The 15,615-nt window shown below is 67.6% G+C and carries 20 protein-coding genes; 10 read left to right on the forward strand and 10 right to left on the reverse strand.

Features of this window, described 5'->3' with window-relative positions:
• Nucleotides 1-82 precede the first annotated feature (82 nt).
• Nucleotides 83-322, reverse strand: a complete 240-nt coding sequence (locus G6N32_RS14255; RefSeq protein WP_115320149.1) for a hypothetical protein — start codon at nucleotides 320-322, stop codon at nucleotides 83-85.
• Nucleotides 323-482: 160 nt separating this feature from the next.
• Between G6N32_RS14255 and G6N32_RS14260 the strand changes: the two genes are divergently transcribed.
• A complete protein-coding gene (locus tag G6N32_RS14260) occupies nucleotides 483-1,553 on the forward strand; it encodes a S1C family serine protease (RefSeq protein ID WP_115320150.1) in 1,071 nt (356 codons plus the stop codon).
• A gap of 6 nt (nucleotides 1,554-1,559) precedes the next feature.
• A complete protein-coding gene (locus tag G6N32_RS14265; protein WP_115320151.1) occupies nucleotides 1,560-2,138 on the forward strand; it encodes a chorismate mutase in 579 nt (192 codons plus the stop codon).
• Here G6N32_RS14265 and G6N32_RS14270 read toward each other — a convergent pair.
• Entirely contained in the window at nucleotides 2,135-3,145 is a 1,011-nt protein-coding gene (locus tag G6N32_RS14270; protein ID WP_115320152.1) for a DUF4331 family protein, read from the reverse strand. The genes G6N32_RS14265 and G6N32_RS14270 overlap by 4 nt on opposite strands.
• 18 nt (nucleotides 3,146-3,163) lie before the next feature.
• On the reverse strand, nucleotides 3,164-4,039 hold the full coding sequence (locus G6N32_RS14275; protein WP_115321184.1) for a TIGR03854 family LLM class F420-dependent oxidoreductase: 876 nt from the start codon (nucleotides 4,037-4,039) through the stop codon (nucleotides 3,164-3,166).
• A gap of 135 nt (nucleotides 4,040-4,174) precedes the next feature.
• Between G6N32_RS14275 and G6N32_RS14280 the strand changes: the two genes are divergently transcribed.
• On the forward strand, nucleotides 4,175-4,999 hold the full coding sequence (locus G6N32_RS14280) for a polysaccharide deacetylase family protein (protein WP_115320153.1): 825 nt from the start codon (nucleotides 4,175-4,177) through the stop codon (nucleotides 4,997-4,999).
• On the opposite strand, the gene G6N32_RS14285 is transcribed toward G6N32_RS14280, so the two are convergent.
• Entirely contained in the window at nucleotides 4,986-5,396 is a 411-nt protein-coding gene (locus tag G6N32_RS14285) for an SRPBCC family protein (RefSeq protein ID WP_232077670.1), read from the reverse strand. The two genes, G6N32_RS14280 and G6N32_RS14285, sit on opposite strands and share 14 nt — an antisense overlap.
• A 64-nt stretch (nucleotides 5,397-5,460) precedes the next feature.
• Between G6N32_RS14285 and G6N32_RS14290 the strand changes: the two genes are divergently transcribed.
• Together G6N32_RS14290 and G6N32_RS14295 are read left to right on the forward strand one after the other, a co-directional pair.
• Nucleotides 5,461-5,916 carry an SRPBCC family protein gene (locus G6N32_RS14290; protein ID WP_115320154.1) on the forward strand — a complete coding sequence of 152 codons (456 nt, stop codon included), beginning with the start codon at nucleotides 5,461-5,463 and terminating at the stop codon, nucleotides 5,914-5,916.
• A 41-nt stretch (nucleotides 5,917-5,957) separates the two neighbouring features.
• Nucleotides 5,958-6,461 (forward strand): nuclear transport factor 2 family protein, encoded by a 504-nt coding sequence (locus G6N32_RS14295; protein ID WP_115320155.1) that lies wholly within the window; start codon nucleotides 5,958-5,960, stop codon nucleotides 6,459-6,461.
• Between the two features lie 18 nt (nucleotides 6,462-6,479).
• On the opposite strand, the gene G6N32_RS14300 is transcribed toward G6N32_RS14295, so the two are convergent.
• From G6N32_RS14300 to G6N32_RS14310, 3 genes are read right to left on the reverse strand one after another with little or no spacing between them, the layout of a single operon-like run.
• Nucleotides 6,480-6,668, reverse strand: coding sequence for a hypothetical protein (locus G6N32_RS14300; RefSeq protein WP_083119178.1), 189 nt, complete (start codon nucleotides 6,666-6,668; stop codon nucleotides 6,480-6,482).
• A 28-nt stretch (nucleotides 6,669-6,696) separates the two neighbouring features.
• Nucleotides 6,697-7,779, reverse strand: coding sequence for a pyridoxal-phosphate dependent enzyme (locus G6N32_RS14305; RefSeq protein WP_232077672.1), 1,083 nt, complete (start codon nucleotides 7,777-7,779; stop codon nucleotides 6,697-6,699).
• The gene (locus tag G6N32_RS14310) at nucleotides 7,776-8,444 is read right to left on the reverse strand and encodes a YoaK family protein (RefSeq protein WP_115320156.1); all 669 of its coding nucleotides are present in this window, start codon (nucleotides 8,442-8,444) and stop codon (nucleotides 7,776-7,778) included. Before G6N32_RS14310 ends, G6N32_RS14305 begins: the two co-directional genes overlap by 4 nt.
• 58 nt (nucleotides 8,445-8,502) lie before the next feature.
• Here G6N32_RS14310 and G6N32_RS14315 point away from each other — a divergent pair, with 58 nt between their 5' ends.
• The gene (locus G6N32_RS14315; protein WP_115320157.1) at nucleotides 8,503-9,795 is read left to right on the forward strand and encodes a cytochrome P450; all 1,293 of its coding nucleotides are present in this window, start codon (nucleotides 8,503-8,505) and stop codon (nucleotides 9,793-9,795) included.
• Nucleotides 9,796-9,836: 41 nt separating this feature from the next.
• Nucleotides 9,837-11,147, forward strand: a complete 1,311-nt coding sequence (locus G6N32_RS14320) for a cytochrome P450 (RefSeq protein ID WP_115321187.1) — start codon at nucleotides 9,837-9,839, stop codon at nucleotides 11,145-11,147.
• Here G6N32_RS14320 and G6N32_RS14325 read toward each other — a convergent pair.
• Nucleotides 11,100-11,516 (reverse strand): hypothetical protein, encoded by a 417-nt coding sequence (locus G6N32_RS14325; protein WP_115320158.1) that lies wholly within the window; start codon nucleotides 11,514-11,516, stop codon nucleotides 11,100-11,102. The genes G6N32_RS14320 and G6N32_RS14325 overlap by 48 nt on opposite strands.
• Before the next feature lie 40 nt (nucleotides 11,517-11,556).
• Nucleotides 11,557-12,693: a glycosyltransferase gene (locus tag G6N32_RS14330; protein ID WP_115321189.1), complete on the reverse strand. Its 1,137-nt coding sequence runs from the start codon at nucleotides 12,691-12,693 to the stop codon at nucleotides 11,557-11,559.
• Nucleotides 12,694-12,795: 102 nt separating this feature from the next.
• Here G6N32_RS14330 and G6N32_RS14335 point away from each other — a divergent pair, with 102 nt between their 5' ends.
• Nucleotides 12,796-13,146, forward strand: a complete 351-nt coding sequence (locus G6N32_RS14335; protein ID WP_197935839.1) for a hypothetical protein — start codon at nucleotides 12,796-12,798, stop codon at nucleotides 13,144-13,146.
• On the opposite strand, the gene G6N32_RS14340 is transcribed toward G6N32_RS14335, so the two are convergent.
• On the reverse strand, nucleotides 13,143-14,057 hold the full coding sequence (locus G6N32_RS14340) for a dienelactone hydrolase family protein (RefSeq protein ID WP_115320159.1): 915 nt from the start codon (nucleotides 14,055-14,057) through the stop codon (nucleotides 13,143-13,145). The genes G6N32_RS14335 and G6N32_RS14340 overlap by 4 nt on opposite strands.
• A gap of 67 nt (nucleotides 14,058-14,124) precedes the next feature.
• Between G6N32_RS14340 and G6N32_RS14345 the strand changes: the two genes are divergently transcribed.
• Both G6N32_RS14345 and G6N32_RS14350 read left to right on the forward strand, forming a co-directional pair.
• Nucleotides 14,125-14,637 carry a flavin reductase family protein gene (locus G6N32_RS14345; RefSeq protein WP_115321193.1) on the forward strand — a complete coding sequence of 171 codons (513 nt, stop codon included), beginning with the start codon at nucleotides 14,125-14,127 and terminating at the stop codon, nucleotides 14,635-14,637.
• Nucleotides 14,638-14,651: 14 nt separating this feature from the next.
• On the forward strand, nucleotides 14,652-15,572 hold the full coding sequence (locus tag G6N32_RS14350; RefSeq protein ID WP_115320160.1) for an SDR family oxidoreductase: 921 nt from the start codon (nucleotides 14,652-14,654) through the stop codon (nucleotides 15,570-15,572).
• Nucleotides 15,573-15,615 lie beyond the last annotated feature (43 nt).

The raw sequence follows: 15,615 nt of genomic DNA on the forward strand, positions 1-15,615 counted from the left end.
TGGTGACGTATCCCGGGTAGCCTACGCGACCCCGCAGGAACTCCCCACTTGAGCAAACTGGCAGGGAGCTGGGTGTCAGCTGTTACGAGGATTTGTCCGCGTCCTCGTTTTTGCCGTATATGGGCTGTCCTTCCTCGTCAAGCCAGTCGTTGACGGCGGTGCCGGTCACGGTGTTCTCCGATCCTGGCAACACTGCGGTGGGCCGGTCCTCGTAAGCCGTCATCATTTCTTTAGCTTTTGCCTTCGCGTTGTCGTCCGGCACCGGCTTTTCACCTTCCGGCTGCTGTTCGCCGGTTCTTTCGGAGCGTTCTGGAGTGCTCACGATCGGATTCCTTCGCGTTCGATGCCGGGGGACGTGATGCTGGAACCGGACTGCCCACAAATGTGATGCACCAAACAGCAGCGGGGCGCTCAGCAACGCCGCGAGCGGCCAAAAGGCCACCCGAATGTTATGTACGCGGCTTTTCGGGCAAAGTTGAGTCATGGACGCAAAGCCATTTCGTCGTGGGCGCCGGCTGTCGACCGTGCTGGCCGCCCTCCTACTGGTTCCCGGCCTGCTCACCGCGCCGGCCCACGCCGCCCCGGTGTACGTCGGGCCGGCTCCCCTGGCTCCACTCGATCAGTCCACCGTGCTGGGCCAGGTCACCCCGGGTCTGGTCGACATCAACACGACCCTGAACTACCAGAGCGCGGTCGGCGCGGGAACCGGCATCGTCCTCGATCCCAGCGGCGAGGTCCTGACCAACAACCACGTCATCGAGGGTGCCACCGGTATCACCGCGACCAGCCTGGCCAACGGCCGCACCTATCCCGTCGACGTCATCGGCTATGACCGTGCCAACGACATCGCGCTGGTGCGGCTGCGCGGTGCCAGTGATCTGCCGGTCGCCTCGCTGGGCACCTCGTCGGGGCTGGCGGTCGGTGACCCCATCGCCGCGATCGGCAATGCCGGTGGCGCCGGCGGTGCGCCGAGCTTCTCGCCGGGCAACATCACCCAGCTGGGTGCCTCCGTTCGCGCGTCCGACGAATCCGGTGGTGGCTCACGTGAACTCACCGATCTGATCCGGGTCGCCGCCGACGTCCGGCCGGGCGACTCGGGTGGCCCGCTGGTCAACGCCGCCGGCCAGGTGGTCGGCGTGACCGTCGCGGCCACCCTCACCTATCGGATGGGCAACGTGCGCGGCGGTGAGGGCTTCGCCATCCCGATCGACCGCGCGCTCGGCGTCGCAGGGGCGATCCGCTCCGGGGGCGGCCCCGGCATTCATATCGGGGACACCGCGTTCATCGGCGTCGGGATAGCCGATCCCGGCCCCGGCGCACCGCCCGGAGCCGTTGTGCGCCAGGTACTCCCGGACACCGCGGCCCGCGGAGCCGGGCTTGCGCCGGGTGACGTCATCACCGCCGCGGACGGGATCGCGATCAACACGGCCACGGACCTCTCGAACTTCATGGACAGCCATCGCCCGGGTGACACCATCATCCTGAGCTGGATTGACCGCGAGGGCGCTCCGCGCAGTGCGCCCATCGTTCTCGGTTCAGGCCCGGTCGGCTGACCTGATATGACGACTTATCTGACCACTGCCCTGGCGCGCGGCTCCGCGGCGATGATGACGATGGTGGCGGTCGCGACCGCCGCGCCGGCGTGGGCCGATTCGCCCGAGCCGTTGTACGACCTGGTCGATGCCGCGGCACAGCGCCTGCAGACCGCGGATGCGGTGGCCGCCAACAAGTGGCTGACCGGCGGACCGATCACCGACCCCGCGCGGGTCAAGGTGGTGCTGGATGCGGTGTCCAAGGACGCCGAATCCCGTGGTGTGCCAACCGATTACGTAACCACGGTGTTCACCAATCAGATCAACGCAACCGAGGCCGTCGAATACGCCCGGTTCGCAGGGTGGAAGTTCGACCCCGCCGGGGCGCCGTCGTCGGCCCCCGATCTGGCGTCCTCCCGTTCGGTCATCGACGGCCTGAACCGCCAGATCGTCGAGCAGATCGCCGCGCAGTGGCCGGTCTTGAGCTCGCCGGCCTGCCGGGCCGAACTGGACGCGGCCAAGAACGACGTGGCCGGGCAGCGCCGGTTCGATGATCTCTACCGCACCGCGCTGGACTCGGCGACCCGGTCGTACTGCGGGTCCTAGCTCGTCGGGTGCGGGTTGCCCAGGTACGGAAAGACCTCGAGGGTATCGGTGTGGGGGGCGAGACCGCTTGGCGGGCAATCACCTTTGGTCAGGAACGCCAGCCGGTAGTCGATCACGTCGTCGGTGAACGTCCGACCGTTGGGGTATTTCGCGGGCTTGGCGGGGTCGAAGGTCAACATGTCCGGCAGCGTGCCCTCGGTGTCGATCGCCTCGATGGCCTCGTCGTCTGTGTAGCCGCCGGTATGGCCCATCAAGTGGATGAACTGCCCGATCCAGCGCTCCCGGTCGCGGATCGGCTCGCTGGCGTTGTACTCCTCTTTGGTGTCATCGGTGTTGAAGAAACTGCTCACCGACGGGTGCCCGGCGCGGTCGACGTGCAGCAGTTCGCCGTCACGGTTCAGGCTGCAACGCCCCCAGATCCGCAGATCGGGGTCGGGCCCCAATTCGGCGGTCGGCAGTTCGATGGCGATCGAGAACACGTTGGCGGTTTTGTTGGAGTCCACCCCGGTCCACGGTGACTCACCGCCGAGGTGCGGCGCGGTGAAGTTGCGCCCGCCGGTGATGTCGAACAGATTCTTGATGCCGTCGAAGTCGAAGAAGAACGCGTCGCTGCGCGCACCCGCGGCGAACGTGTAGCCGTCGTACTCGACGACGTTCGCGGTTTCACCGAACGACACCTGGACGTTCTCGAAGATCTTCTCCCCCACCGCATATGGTGATTCCGCATCGTCACCGACCGCCTTGAAGACGTCGACGGTCTGCCGCCCGTCCTCGGGCTCGGAGAACACGAAGCTGAACGCGATGTCGTTGCGCAGATCACCGTTGTTGTCGACGGCCAGCCGGTAGATGGCATCGGGATGCAGCGCGTCGGCGTTCGGGTTGGCGTTCAAGATGAGCACCGTACGGTTCGCGTCGGCCGGCGACTGAAATGCGTAGAGATCGCACAGATCCAGTCGCTGATCGCCCAGTGGCGGGCCAAGGCTCAAGCCGGTGAAGTGGTTCGACATCAACGAGACTTTGCCGGATCAGTTCTGCCGGGGCAACAGCTCGTGGATGAAACGTTCGATGAACTCGTCGGCAGGGGTGTTGCCGACCGGTCGGATGACGAACTTGCTCAGACCCGCGGCGATCAGCCCGTCGAGCTGCCGGTGCAGTTGCGGCCAATCCCCGGCGATCAATTCGGCCGGATCCACGTCAGAGCGTCGGGATCTGATGGCGGCGGCGACCTCGTCGGGCAGGTGTCCGTCGGCGACGGCCAGGCTCAGCCCGTAGTGGTCCGGTTCGACCGTACGGCCCGCCTCGGCCGCGGCGCGTTCAATGCTCTGCCGGGCCGCCCGCGCTTCGTCGGCAGTGAGGAAGCTGCCCAGCCAGCCGTCGGCCAGCCGCCCGATCCGGCGGAACGCGGCCGGTGCCGAACCGCCGAGCCAGACCTCCACCGGGACCGGCGGACGGATGCCCAGCGAAACGCCGGCGAGCTGAAAGTACTTGCCCTCGAAGGTGACGTCGTCGCCGCTGAGCAACGCGCGCACCACTTCCAGTGCCTCGTCGAACACCGCCGCGCGCTGACCGTCGGGCACCGGAAACAGGTCCCACTCCGCCTTCGAGGCCGGACGCAGACCGAACGCCGGCAGCACCCGCTTGGGGCCGAGGGCGGCCAGTGACACCAGTTGTTTGGCGACCAGGACGGGGTTGCGCCCGGGCAGCACCGCCACCGAGGTGCCGACTTTGAGGCGGGTGGTGCGGCCCAGCGTGTACGCCATCCCGGCGAACGGGTCGACGGCCGGGGTGTACACCAGCTCCGAAAACCACAGTGAGTCGATACCGGCCGCCTCGAGCCGGTCGACGACGCGGGGTAGATCCTCGACTCCGCTACCGAAGCTGATCCCGAAGCGGATTTTCACGTCGCTCACCTCGCCACGGTAACCCGGTCCGGACGGCGACACAGCGGCGGATGTACCGGGTTTCGGCGGTCGCGCAGCTTAGCCTATCGGTGTGACGGGTGTTACGGATGTGACTCGGGGTTGTGGGATCGTGACGTGCCCGAGGTAACCCGCCGCCAATTCGTGATCGGCTTGTTCGCCTCGGCCGGACTGGTCGGCGCGTCCAGCGCGATCGCGATGTCGCAGACCAATCCGCCGTTGGCGGCCAAGGCTCCCCCGCCACCGATCGGCGCGGCACCGCTCCTGCCGCCGCCGCCGACCACGGCGCGGATCGCGCTGCCCGGCGGCGGCGAACTGACCCGGATCCCCGGCAAAGGCGACCTGCTGGCGCTCACCGTCGACGACGGGGTGAACTCCGAAGTGGTCCGGCTCTACACCCAGTTGGCCAACGACACCGGCATCCGCCTCACGTTCTTCGTCAACGGGGTCTACGACTCCTGGCGCGACAACGCGGCCCTGTTGCGGCCGCTGGTGGACTCCGGCCAGATCCAGCTGGGCAACCACACCTGGTCCCACCCCGACCTCACCACCCTGACCAAGGAGCAGGTCGCCGATCAGCTACAGCGCAACGACCAGTTCCTGCGCAATACGTTCGGAACCGATGCCACACCGTATTTCCGCCCGCCATACGGAAATCACAATGACGACGTCGACGCGGTGGCCGCCGATCTGGGGTACCGGGTTCCGACCTTGTGGGCGGGCTCGCTGGCCGACTCCACGCTGGTCGCCGAGGACTTCATCGTGAAGATGGCCGATCAGTACTTCATTCAGCAGAACATCGTGATCGGCCACCTCAACCATCCGCCGGTCACGCACGTCTTCCCCGCACTGATCGATGTGATCCGCTCGCGCAATCTGCGCACAGTCACCCTCAACGACGTGTTCCTGCAGCCGGAGATCCCGCACGTCACATCCGCGTAGCCGCCAGAGAATCGATGCGGCGCAAGGCAATCGCACACACCGCGGTGTACGGCGCGGCCCACCACGGCACCTCGAACCAGACCCGGCACCCACCCGGCGCAGGATCGACGCCGTGAGCGGTGGCCGGCACGCCCACGACCGACCACGCCCAGCGTCGTCCCGCATCGAATTCCGTGACCGCGAACGGCACAGTGACACCACCGATGGCCCGCACCGTTCCGGTCGAGCCCGCCGACAGATACCTGCCCCCGGAATCGAGGGCGGCGCCACTGATCGACGGGCCCCACTGCGGCCACGCCTCCAGATCGGTCAGCACGGTCCAGACCGCGTCCGGCGGGGAGGCCACGTGGCGGTCCACGATCACCATCGGCAGCCGAATTCGCACTCCAAACCCCATGTCTGCCAACGCTACGCCGCATAGCGGGTCGGCCGTGGTCGCCGGCTGCATAGGATCAGGTCCCATGGAAGGCTCCGTGACAGTGCACATGGCCGCACCGGCCGACAAGATCTGGAATGTGATCGCCGACATCACCAGGACCGGTGAGTTCTCACCCGAAGTGTTCGAGTCCGAATGGCTCGACGGTGCCACCGGACCTGCGCTGGGCGCGAAATTCCGCGGGCACGTGCGGCGCAACGAGATCGGCCCGGTCTACTGGACAACATGCCGCGTCACCGCCTGCGAGCCGGGACGTGAATTCGGCTTCGCTGTCCTTGCCGGCGACAAGGCACTCAACAACTGGCATTACCGGCTGGACACACGCGGTGACGGCACCGACGTGACCGAATCCTTCTGGATGCCGAAATCGGCGCTCATCCGGGTGTTCGAGGTGTTCGGCGGATTTCTGCGGGTCCGACGAAACGAACGCGACATGCGCACCACGCTGGAACGGATCAAGAAGGTCGTCGAGAACGACTGAATCCTCGCCGCGGATGCCGGTCGGTTTGATACAACCGGTGCATGGGTCGGTGGTCACACGAAGAGATCGAGTCCGCGTTCGAGGAACACAAGCAGGTCGTCGTCGGTATCGCCGACAGCTGGGACTGGTCGCGGTTCGCCGACCAGTTCACCGAGGACGCCACCTATGTGGAGCACTCGTACGGCACATTCCGTGGTCGGGAAGCGATCCGCAGCTGGATCGTCAAGACCATGAACACTTTTCCCGGTACCGAGATGCCGTGGTTCCCGTCGACCTGGCACTCCATCGATGTGGACAAGGGCTGGGTGATCTGCGAATTCCAGAACCGGATGCGCGATCCCGGCGACGGCAGCATCCACGAGGAACCCAACATCTCGGTGCTCAAGTACGCCGGGGACGGGCTGTGGAGCTACGAGGAAGACGCCTACAACCCGATGAACTTCATGCCGATGGTCAAGGGCTACATCGAGACGTCCAAGAAGTTGGGAACCATCTCCGAGGATGCGGTCACCTTCGCCCGCAACATGGGGTGGGACCTGGCCTGAGGTCCCGTCGGCCGGCGCTCAGTCCGAGCTGCCCTCGGTGTCGTCGAAGAAGCTCCACTCGCCGTCGTGCTCGACCTCCATCCGCCAGCCCAGTTCAGAGTTGTCGGCGCGTGAGTCGACGAACCACGCGTGCGCGTCCTCGGCGCTCTCGATGTCTTTGGTGTCGACGACGTCGCCATGCGGGTTGATCACGCGGTAGGTTGCCATGCTTCATGCTTCCCCGCTGGGGCACAGTTCAATCGCCCGGATGCTTGAGACCTGCGCCGCACAACGGAATCACCACGTCGCCTGCTGCCAACAGATCGTTGATCCGCTGCCAGTCCGGCCCTGATCGGCCGGCTGCGCCGGCGGCCGCGGCGTAGCAGACCGCCGCCGTCGGCTCGACGAACAAGCCTTCGCCGCCCAGCGCACGACGCCCCGCCACGATCGCGTCGTCGTCGACGCTGACAATCACGCCGTCGGAGTCGCTCACCGCGGCCAGGATCTGCTCGGCCCGGGGCGGCGCGGTGATCGCGATGCCCTCGGCCACCGTGGACCCCAGCGCCGGGTCCCCGCCGTCCCACACCGCCGTCAGCGGTGCGCACCCGGCCGCCTGGACCGCGATCAGCGCCGGTATCCGGTCGGCCAGCCCGGCAGCGACCAACTCGGTGAAGGCCAGGTGACAACCGAGCAGCAGCGTCCCATTGCCGACCGGAACCAGCACCGCCGACGGCAGGCGGCGTCCGTTCTGCTGCCAGATCTCGTATCCATAGATCTTCACGCCGTGCATGAAATACGGGTGGTAGACGTGACTGGCGTAGAAGATGCCGGGGCGCTGGGCAACCCGTGCGGCCGCCGCGGCGGTGGCGGCGCGGTCCCCCGGCACCAGCGTCAGCGCGGCGCCGTGCGCCCGGATCTGGGCGAGCTTCTCCGGCGAGGTCGACGCCGGAACCAGCACCTGGCAGTCGATGCCGGCCCTGGCGAAATACGCCGCGGCCGCGGTTCCGGCATTGCCGCTGCTGTCGACGACGACCTCCCCGACTCCGAGCCGTTCGGCGAGCGCCGCCAGGACCACCGCACCACGGTCCTTGAAAGACAGAGTGGGACTGAGGAATTCGAGCTTGAAGCGGACGGAAGGCAACGTCTTCGACCGGATCATCGGGGTGTTGCCCTCACCCAGGGTGATCGAAGCGCCGACGGGTACCGGCAGCACCGAGTCACCGTCGGGCCGCCACGTCCCGATGACGTCGAACACCCCGCCACACGGGCATCGCCATACCAGCTCGGCGACGTCGAACTCCCGGCCGCACGAGCGGCATTGCAACGGCGGCAGATTCATGGCTCCACTCCCTTGCGTTCGTCGACGACGAACAAGATCAGCGTGACGGACAAAACGGCGGCCGGGATCCAGATCGCGTGCGCGTTCCAGGCGCGGGTGGCGAAGGCGCCGGCCACCGCGCCGCCGGTGAAGAACACCGTCAGCGCCGCATATGTGGTGAACGCCTGCCGCGCCGTCGCGTCGCGGTCCACGAAACCGGTGTAACCGCTTTCCACCAGACGCATCAGGTTGCCGGTCGTCGCCACCGGCAGATACACGAAATCGCCGACATTGCGGAACAACCCGATCTGCATGGCCGCAACGAATGAGATCGGCACCGTCACATAGCTGTGCGCCACCGTGGTCGGGACGAACCCGATGATGAACAGCACTATGGCCTGCAGCAGCATCGTCCAGCGCAGCGGATGCTTCAGGTATCTCTCGACCCGGCCCGACTTCAGATGCGAGGCCAGCGCCACACCGGCGAAGAACGCCAGAAGTGGCCACACATGCGCAAGTGCCGCGCTGACCTTGCCCTGACTGGTGTCCAGCGCGAACAGGATGACGTTGGCTGTCTGCACGTTCGCGAACACCCCGCCGCGGGCGAGGTAGGTGTAGGCGTCCAGGAAGCCGTTTGCCAGCGTGAGCAGCAGGCCGAAACGCAATGTCGTCGAGGTGCGCGTCATCGTGGGAGCCAGCTTGCCTGAATCGGGAAATGAACACGAGCGTGGGCCGCGGACTCTAATGTCGTCTCCCATGGGCATCGCCACACGAGTCAATGGCCAGCAGCCGCCCGAAATGGCGCTCGAGGACATCAATCTGGGCACCTTCGAGTTCTGGGGCATGGACGACGCGCTGCGCGACGGCGCGTTCGCCACCCTGCGCCGCGAGGCCCCGATCAAGTTTTTCCACGAGGTCGAATTCGAGGGTATCGAGGCAGGTCCCGGCCACTGGGCGCTGACCAAGCTCGACGACGTCTTCTACGCCAGCCGTCACCCGGACATCTTCAGCTCCTATCCGAACATCACGATCGGTGATCAGATCCCGGAGGTCGCCGAGTATTTCGGCTCGATGATCGCGCTGGACGACCCGCGGCACGCTCGCCTGCGCAACATCGTCCGCAGCGCCTTCACCCCCAAGGTGGTGGCCCGCACCGAGGCCTCGGTGCGCGACCGCGCGCAGCAACTGGTGTCGTCGATGATCGCCAATCATCCGGACGGCAATGCCGAACTGGTCACCGAGCTCTCCGGCCCGCTGCCGCTGCAGGTCATCTGCGACATGATGGGCATTCCCGAGGACGACCACGACCGGATCTTCCACTGGACCAACATAATTCTCGGCTTCGGCGACCCGGACCTGACCACCGACTTCGACGAGTTTCTCAAGGTGGCCTTCGATATCGGCGCCTACGCCACCGCGCTGGCAGAGGACCGGCGGGTCAATCCGCGGGAGGACCTGACCACATCGCTGGTGGCGGCCGAGGTCGACGGGGAGCGGCTGACGTCGGCCGAGATCGCGTCGTTCTTCATCCTGCTTGCCGTGGCGGGCAACGAGACCACCCGCAATGCGATCAGCCACGGCGTGCTCGCGCTGACCCGCTATCCCGAACAGCGCAAGATCTGGTGGGACGACTTCGCCGGCGTCACCGACACCGCGGTCGAGGAGGTGGTCCGCTGGGCGTCGCCGGTGATCTACATGCGCCGCACCGTCACCCGCGACATCGAGCTCAGCGGGGTCAAGATGGCCGAGGGCGACAAGGTCACCATGTGGTACGCCTCGGCCAACCGCGACGAGGACAAGTTCGCCAACCCGTACCTCTTCGACGTGACCCGCACCCCCAACCATCATGTCGGGTTCGGTGGCGGCGGTGCGCACTTCTGCCTGGGCGCCAACCTGGCCCGCCGTGAGATCGCGGTCGTGTTCGACGAGCTGCACCGGCGCATGCCGGATATCGCGGTCACCGAGGAGCCCTCGATGCTGCTGTCGGCGTTCATCCATGGCATCAAGCGACTGCCGGTGAGCTGGGCGCCCGCCTGAGGTTGTGGCGCGGACGGTGCGGCCCTCGTAGCGTGATGGACATGAAGCAGCGGGTGCACTGGTTGGTGATGCACGGCGTGATCCGAGCGGCGGCCGGTGTGGCGGCGCGTCGCGGCGACCCGCAGGCCCGGATGGCGTTCGACCCGGCGGTGCGCACCGACCCGGTCTCGTTCTTCGAAGAGATGCGTCCGCAGGGTCCGATGCTTCCCACTCGGCTGGGTTATCTGACCCTTGACCACGCGGTGGCCCACGAACTGCTGCGCTCCGACGACTTCCGGGTGATCATCCTCGGCGGCAACCTGCCCAAGCCGCTGCGCTGGGTGGAGCGGCACACCCGCGACGACCTACTGCATCCGCTGCGGCCGCCGTCCCTGCTGGCGGTGGAGCCGCCCGAGCACACCCGCTACCGCAAGACGGTCTCGTCGGTGTTCACCTCGCGCGCGGTGACCGCCCTGCGCGACCGGGTCGAGGACACCGCGGCCGATCTGCTCGACCAGCTCACCGACGGTCCCGGTGTCGTCGACATCGTCGAGCGATACTGCGCGCAGTTGCCCGTTTCGGTGATCGGCGACATCCTCGGGGTCCCGGAAGCCGACCGGCCGCGGATCCTCGAGTTCGGCGAGCTCGCCGCGCCGAGCCTGGATGTCGGGTTGCCCTGGTCGCAATACCTGCGGGTGCAGAAGGGCCTCGCCGGATTCAACCTGTGGCTGTCCGCGCACTTACGGGCGCTGCGGGAGCATCCCGGCGACGACCTGATGAGCCAGCTGATCGCCGCCTCGGACGAGGGTCGGCACCTCGATGAGAGCGAGCTGGCCGGCGTCGCCGGACTGGTGCTCGCCGCCGGGTTCGAAACCACAGTCAACCTGCTGGGCAACGGGATTCGGTTGCTCCTCAACTCCCCAGACCAACTCGCGCGGCTGCAGGAGGATCCGTCGCTGTGGCCGGGCGCGGTCGAAGAGATCCTGCGCCTGGAGTCACCGGTGCAACTGTCGGCGCGGATTGCCCTGCGAGACACCGAGGTGGCCGGCACCACGGTTCGGGCGGGCGAGATGGTGGCGATCTACCTCGCCGCCGCCAACCGCGACCCGGCGGTGTTCGAGGATCCCCACCGCTTCGACGTCAGCCGGCCGAATGCCGGTAAACACCTTGCCTTTTCGGGTGGTCGGCACTTCTGCCTCGGTGCGGCGCTGGCGCGGGCCGAGGGCGAGGTGGGGCTGCGACGCTTCTTCACGCACTTCCCCGAGGCCCAGCTGGCCGGGCTCGGCAGCCGCCGCGACACCCGGGTGTTGCGCGGGTGGGCCGAGCTACCGGTCAGCCTCGGCGCGCCCGGCCTGATCCCCTCGCGCGACTGACTCGGCACGCTCCTGCTCCTTGACCCTCGGGTCCAGGGAATCGGCGTGCGAGGCGCGCTCGTCGAGTTCCTCGCGGTGCGCGGCCGCATCGTCGCGATGCTTGGCGGCGTTCGCCTCCAGACGGGCCGCCTCGGCGGCCTTCGCTTCCGCCTCGGCCTGTGCGGCACGGGCTTTGGCAGCAGTCTCGTCGGCGACCGCTTCACGGTGCTGCAGCTTGAGCTGCTCCTGACGGACTTCTTCGCGGATGTCGTCGGCCTGCGCGACCCGGCGGGTGACCTGGCGCTTGCGACCGACCCAGACAAGCAAACCGATCACGACGAGCACAACGACTACCGCGATGACTATCCACACGACATTGTTCGAGGCCATGCTGGCTCCTTCAGTGGAGCGGGCCGCTGATTCGGCACCGTCAATTGACGGCGTTCCCGTCGCGGCCATGGGCCAAACCGCTCAGCGCCGTCAGCATGCCCGCCGCCGACCGCGGCCAGGTGAACGTCTCGGCCCGCCGCCGGGCGCAATACCGGCGCTGCTGCTCGGGGCGGTCGATGACCCCGGCGACGGCCGCGGCGATCGCGTGCGGATCATTGTCGGCGCAGGCACCGCTGTCCGAAGTGAGGATCTCGGACAATGCGGAGGTGCGCGACACGACCGCCGGCGTCCCGCAGGCAAGTGCTTCCAGCGCGGCCAGTCCGAACGTTTCGTGCGGACCGGGCGCGAGCGCCACATCGGCGGAGGCCAACAGGGTGGCGACGGCGTTGCGCGAATCGATGAAGCCGGTGAAATCCACCGGCAGCCGCGCCGCCTGGCGTTGCAGCCGTGCCCGCATCGGCCCGTCGCCGGCAATCACCAGCCGGGCATCCACACCCGAATCACGTAGCGCGGCAAGCGCATCGATGCTCCGGTCGGCGCGCTTCTCCACCGACAGCCGGCCGCAGTGCACCAGCAGCACCTGCCCCGGGGCGGCCCAGCGATTGCGGGTACGCGTGCAGAACCGCCGGGGATGGAACATGTCCAGGTCGACACCCAGCGGCACCGTCATCACATTGGTGGCGCCGATACGGTCGAACTCTTCGCGGGCGAAACTGGTGGTGCACAGCACCGTGTCGTAGTTCGCCGCGGTGCGGCGGTTCGCCAGGTCGGCGATCCGGCGAGCCAGCCGCTTGGGCATGATCTGACCGGTCAGCCGATCCAGGCGTTCATGCGAGATCATCACGGTGGTGACGCCCTGTCGCGCACCCCACCGGCCCAGCGAGCGCAGGGTGAACCGGTCCGACACCTCGATGGCATTTGGCGCCAACTGCTCCAGCAGTGTGGTCACCGGCGCAGGCATCACCGCGCGGTAGCCGCCGGTGAACGGAATAGCTCTGGCGGGCACCGAGATTCGGGTGACGCCACTGGGCAGCGTGGTGTGGGTGGCCGTCGGTCCGGGCACGATCAGGAACACCTCATGGCCGGCGGCGCAGTACTCCGCGCCCAGCCGGTCGACCGCCGTACGCAATCCGCCCGACCGGGGGCCGTAGAAGTTCGCGACCTGCGCGACCCTCATCATGGCCGTATCCGATCGTGTGGCGATGTGCGGATGGCGACCCCCGCCCCTCCGCGTCTTGAACACGCGGTGAACAGCCCCGTGTGGTCTAGCGTTGGTGACGTGCAGATTTCGGATGTGTTCCGCGCGGCGTCCGCTGCGGTCAATCGCGGTGCCACCGCACTGATCACGTCGCCGAGGTGGGGCCGCATCGTCGGGCTGGGGCTGACCGAGATCCGCTACACCGGCCGGCGCACCGGCCGCACCGTGGTGCTGCCGGTCGGCTACCGCCGTCGCGGCTCGGACATCCTCATCGGCGTCGCGATGCCGGATGGCAAGAAGTGGTGGCGCAACTTCACCGGCGAGGGCGGCCCGCTGACCATCCTGCTCGGCGGCGCGCACCGTGCCGGTCACGCCGTGGCCACCCGGGATGCGCGCGGCCGGGTGACCGTCACCGTCCGGCTCGACGACTAAGCCAGATAGCGGGTGAACCAGTCCTGCACCCGTGTCCATGCGTCGGCGGCCGCGACCGGGTTGTAGCGCGGACCGCTGTCGTTGAAGAACGCGTGGTCGGCGTCGGGCTCGACGATCAGGTCGTTGACGAGGCCGGCCTGATCGAGCGCCGCCTTGGCGGCGGGCTCCGAGGACGTGACCCGTTGGTCGAGGGCACCGTACAAGCCCAGTACTGCCGCATTCTTCGAGCCGGTGAAAGTCGGATTGTCGGGCAGCGGACCGTAAAACGGCACGGCGGCGGCCAGCCGGGACTCACCGGCGGCCAGCAGCCGCCACACCAGGCCGCCACCGAAGCAGAAGCCGACGACGGCGAGCTTCTCCCCGGGTGTCCGGTGCGCCACTTCATCGAGTCCGGACCGCAGGTCGGCGACGAAGCGCTCGGGTGCAACGGTGCCCAGTGCGGCGGTCGCGGCAGCGGGGTCGGTGAACGTGGCGGTGCCGCCCTCCTCGGAGAGCAGGTCGATGGCCAGCGCGGAGTACCCGATCCCGGCCAGCCGGCCGGCGACGGTGCGCACCCAGTCGTTGAGGCCCTTGTTCTCGTGGATGACCAGCACGCCTCCGCGTGGGCTGGCCGCCTGCGCCCAGGCGCCCTGTAGCTGCCCGTGCGGGCCGGTCCAGGTGATGGGTTCGGTGGGCAGCGCCGTGGCCATACCGGGCGGGGGTGACGCGGACGTCGACGCGGAGGCCGACGGTGTCGGCGACGACGTCGCGGCCTTGGGTTTGTCGCCGGAGCACGCGGCGATCAGCGCGCTTGCAGCTGCGGTGCTTACCCCCAGCAGCGCCAGCCGCCGCAGCGCTTCGCGGCGGCTCAGCAGGCCGTCGACGTGATCCGTGGCAATCTCTTCGGCGATGTAGCGCTGCAATGGAGTCACCTAGGCGAGTATGCGCCTTCTGGGTAAGCGTGACCTGAAGCAAACGATCCTCACCGGAGGTGCAGGCATGACAGACCTTGATGTACTGGCTGGGTCCGAGGCGTTCGAGAAGGTGGTCGGGTTGTTGGACTATCCGATGTTCGTCGTGACGACCCGAGCCGGCGATCACCGCGCGGGTTGCCTGGTCGGCTTCAGCAGCCAGGTGTCGATTCATCCGTCCCGGTTCTTGGTCGGGCTGTCCAAGAAGAACCACACCTATCGGGTCGCCGCCGACGGTGCGACGCACCTTGCCGTGCACCTGCTGGCCAAGGAACACCGCGAACTGGCGCGGCTGTTCGGCAGTGAGACCGGCGACCGGGTGGACAAGTTCAGCCGCTGCCGGTGGCACGACGGGCCCGAAGGCCTGCCCGTCCTCGCCGACGCCTCGGCATGGTTCGCCGGCCGGATTCTCGAGCGCTTCGATCTGGGCGATCACGTCGGGCACCTGGTCGAACCGGTGGCCGGGGCGGCGCCCGAGGAACTCGGGAACCTCGTCACGTTCACTGACGTCAAGGATCTGGAGCCCGGCCACGAGGCCTGATTAGCCTGGGGTCCATGACATCAGACGCCGTATTGACCGGCCGGATCGCGGTGGTGGCCGGCGCCACCCGGGGCGCCGGGCGCGGAATAGCCGCCGCGCTCGGCGAGGCAGGCGCGACTGTCATCTGCACCGGCCGCAGCAGTGTCACCGGGCGCGGCGGGTCCGACTATGACCGGCCGGAGACCATCGAAGGCACGGCCGCGCTGGTCGACGACCTCGGCGGCACCGGTGTGGCGATCCAGGTCGATCACCTGGACCCCGAGCAGGTCGGTGGCTTGGCCGACCGAATCCGGTCGGAGTTCGGCCACATCGATGTGCTGGTCAACGACATCTGGGGTGCCGAGATCCTCAAGGGTGAGCCGCCGCAGTGGAACCGCCCGATCTGGGAACTCGACATCGCCGACGGGCTGCGCATCCTCCGTCTGGGCATCGACACCCACCTGATCACCTCGCACGCCCTGCTGCCGCTGATGGTCGGGCGACCAGGTGGCCTCCTGATCGAAATGACCGATGGCACAGCGGAATACAACGCGGCGAACTACCGCATTTCGGTGTTCTACGATGCGGTCAAGTCTGCGGTCAACCGGATGGCGTTCGCGCTGGGCCATGAGTTGACCCCGTACGGCGCGACGGCCGTCGCCGTCACACCAGGCTGGATGCGCTCGGAAATCATGCTCGAGCACTTCGGGGTCGCCGAGGAGAACTGGCGGCTGGCGCTGGAGGATGACCGCGCCGACGGCGGCCCGACCGCACCGCCCGGGTTCGCGGAATCGGAAACGCCCCGGTATGTCGGCCGCGCGATCGCGGCGATCGCCGCGGACGAGGACAGGTCGCGCTGGCATCAGCGGTCGGTGTCCGCGGGCGATCTGGCACGCGCGTACGGCTTCGTCGATGTCGACGGGCGGCAACCGGACGCGTGGGCACACATGGAGTAAACAGATCGAAGAAAGTGTCCACTAAATCGTTGACACTCGTGCA

Origin of the sequence: Mycolicibacterium aichiense, from assembly GCF_010726245.1 — a bacterium.
Lineage (GTDB): Bacteria > Actinomycetota > Actinomycetes > Mycobacteriales > Mycobacteriaceae > Mycobacterium > Mycobacterium aichiense.

Excerpts from the sequence above, each read along its gene's own strand:
- G6N32_RS14350 (WP_115320160.1), top strand. The coding sequence starts at position 14,652 with ATGACATCAGACGCCGTATTGACCGGCCGGATCGCGGTGGTGGCCGGC.
- G6N32_RS14270 (WP_115320152.1), bottom strand. The coding sequence starts at position 3,145 with ATGTCGAACCACTTCACCGGCTTGAGCCTTGGCCCGCCACTGGGCGAT.
- G6N32_RS14290 (WP_115320154.1), top strand. The coding sequence starts at position 5,461 with ATGGAAGGCTCCGTGACAGTGCACATGGCCGCACCGGCCGACAAGATC.
- G6N32_RS14300 (WP_083119178.1), bottom strand. The coding sequence starts at position 6,668 with ATGGCAACCTACCGCGTGATCAACCCGCATGGCGACGTCGTCGACACC.
- G6N32_RS14325 (WP_115320158.1), bottom strand. The coding sequence starts at position 11,516 with ATGGCCTCGAACAATGTCGTGTGGATAGTCATCGCGGTAGTCGTTGTG.
- G6N32_RS14345 (WP_115321193.1), top strand. The coding sequence starts at position 14,125 with ATGACAGACCTTGATGTACTGGCTGGGTCCGAGGCGTTCGAGAAGGTG.
- G6N32_RS14310 (WP_115320156.1), bottom strand. The coding sequence starts at position 8,444 with ATGACGCGCACCTCGACGACATTGCGTTTCGGCCTGCTGCTCACGCTG.
- G6N32_RS14330 (WP_115321189.1), bottom strand. The coding sequence starts at position 12,693 with ATGAGGGTCGCGCAGGTCGCGAACTTCTACGGCCCCCGGTCGGGCGGA.
- G6N32_RS14320 (WP_115321187.1), top strand. The coding sequence starts at position 9,837 with ATGAAGCAGCGGGTGCACTGGTTGGTGATGCACGGCGTGATCCGAGCG.
- G6N32_RS14285 (WP_232077670.1), bottom strand. The coding sequence starts at position 5,396 with ATGGGGTTTGGAGTGCGAATTCGGCTGCCGATGGTGATCGTGGACCGC.
- G6N32_RS14315 (WP_115320157.1), top strand. The coding sequence starts at position 8,503 with ATGTCGTCTCCCATGGGCATCGCCACACGAGTCAATGGCCAGCAGCCG.
- G6N32_RS14295 (WP_115320155.1), top strand. The coding sequence starts at position 5,958 with ATGGGTCGGTGGTCACACGAAGAGATCGAGTCCGCGTTCGAGGAACAC.
- G6N32_RS14265 (WP_115320151.1), top strand. The coding sequence starts at position 1,560 with ATGACGACTTATCTGACCACTGCCCTGGCGCGCGGCTCCGCGGCGATG.
- G6N32_RS14305 (WP_232077672.1), bottom strand. The coding sequence starts at position 7,779 with ATGAATCTGCCGCCGTTGCAATGCCGCTCGTGCGGCCGGGAGTTCGAC.
- G6N32_RS14260 (WP_115320150.1), top strand. The coding sequence starts at position 483 with ATGGACGCAAAGCCATTTCGTCGTGGGCGCCGGCTGTCGACCGTGCTG.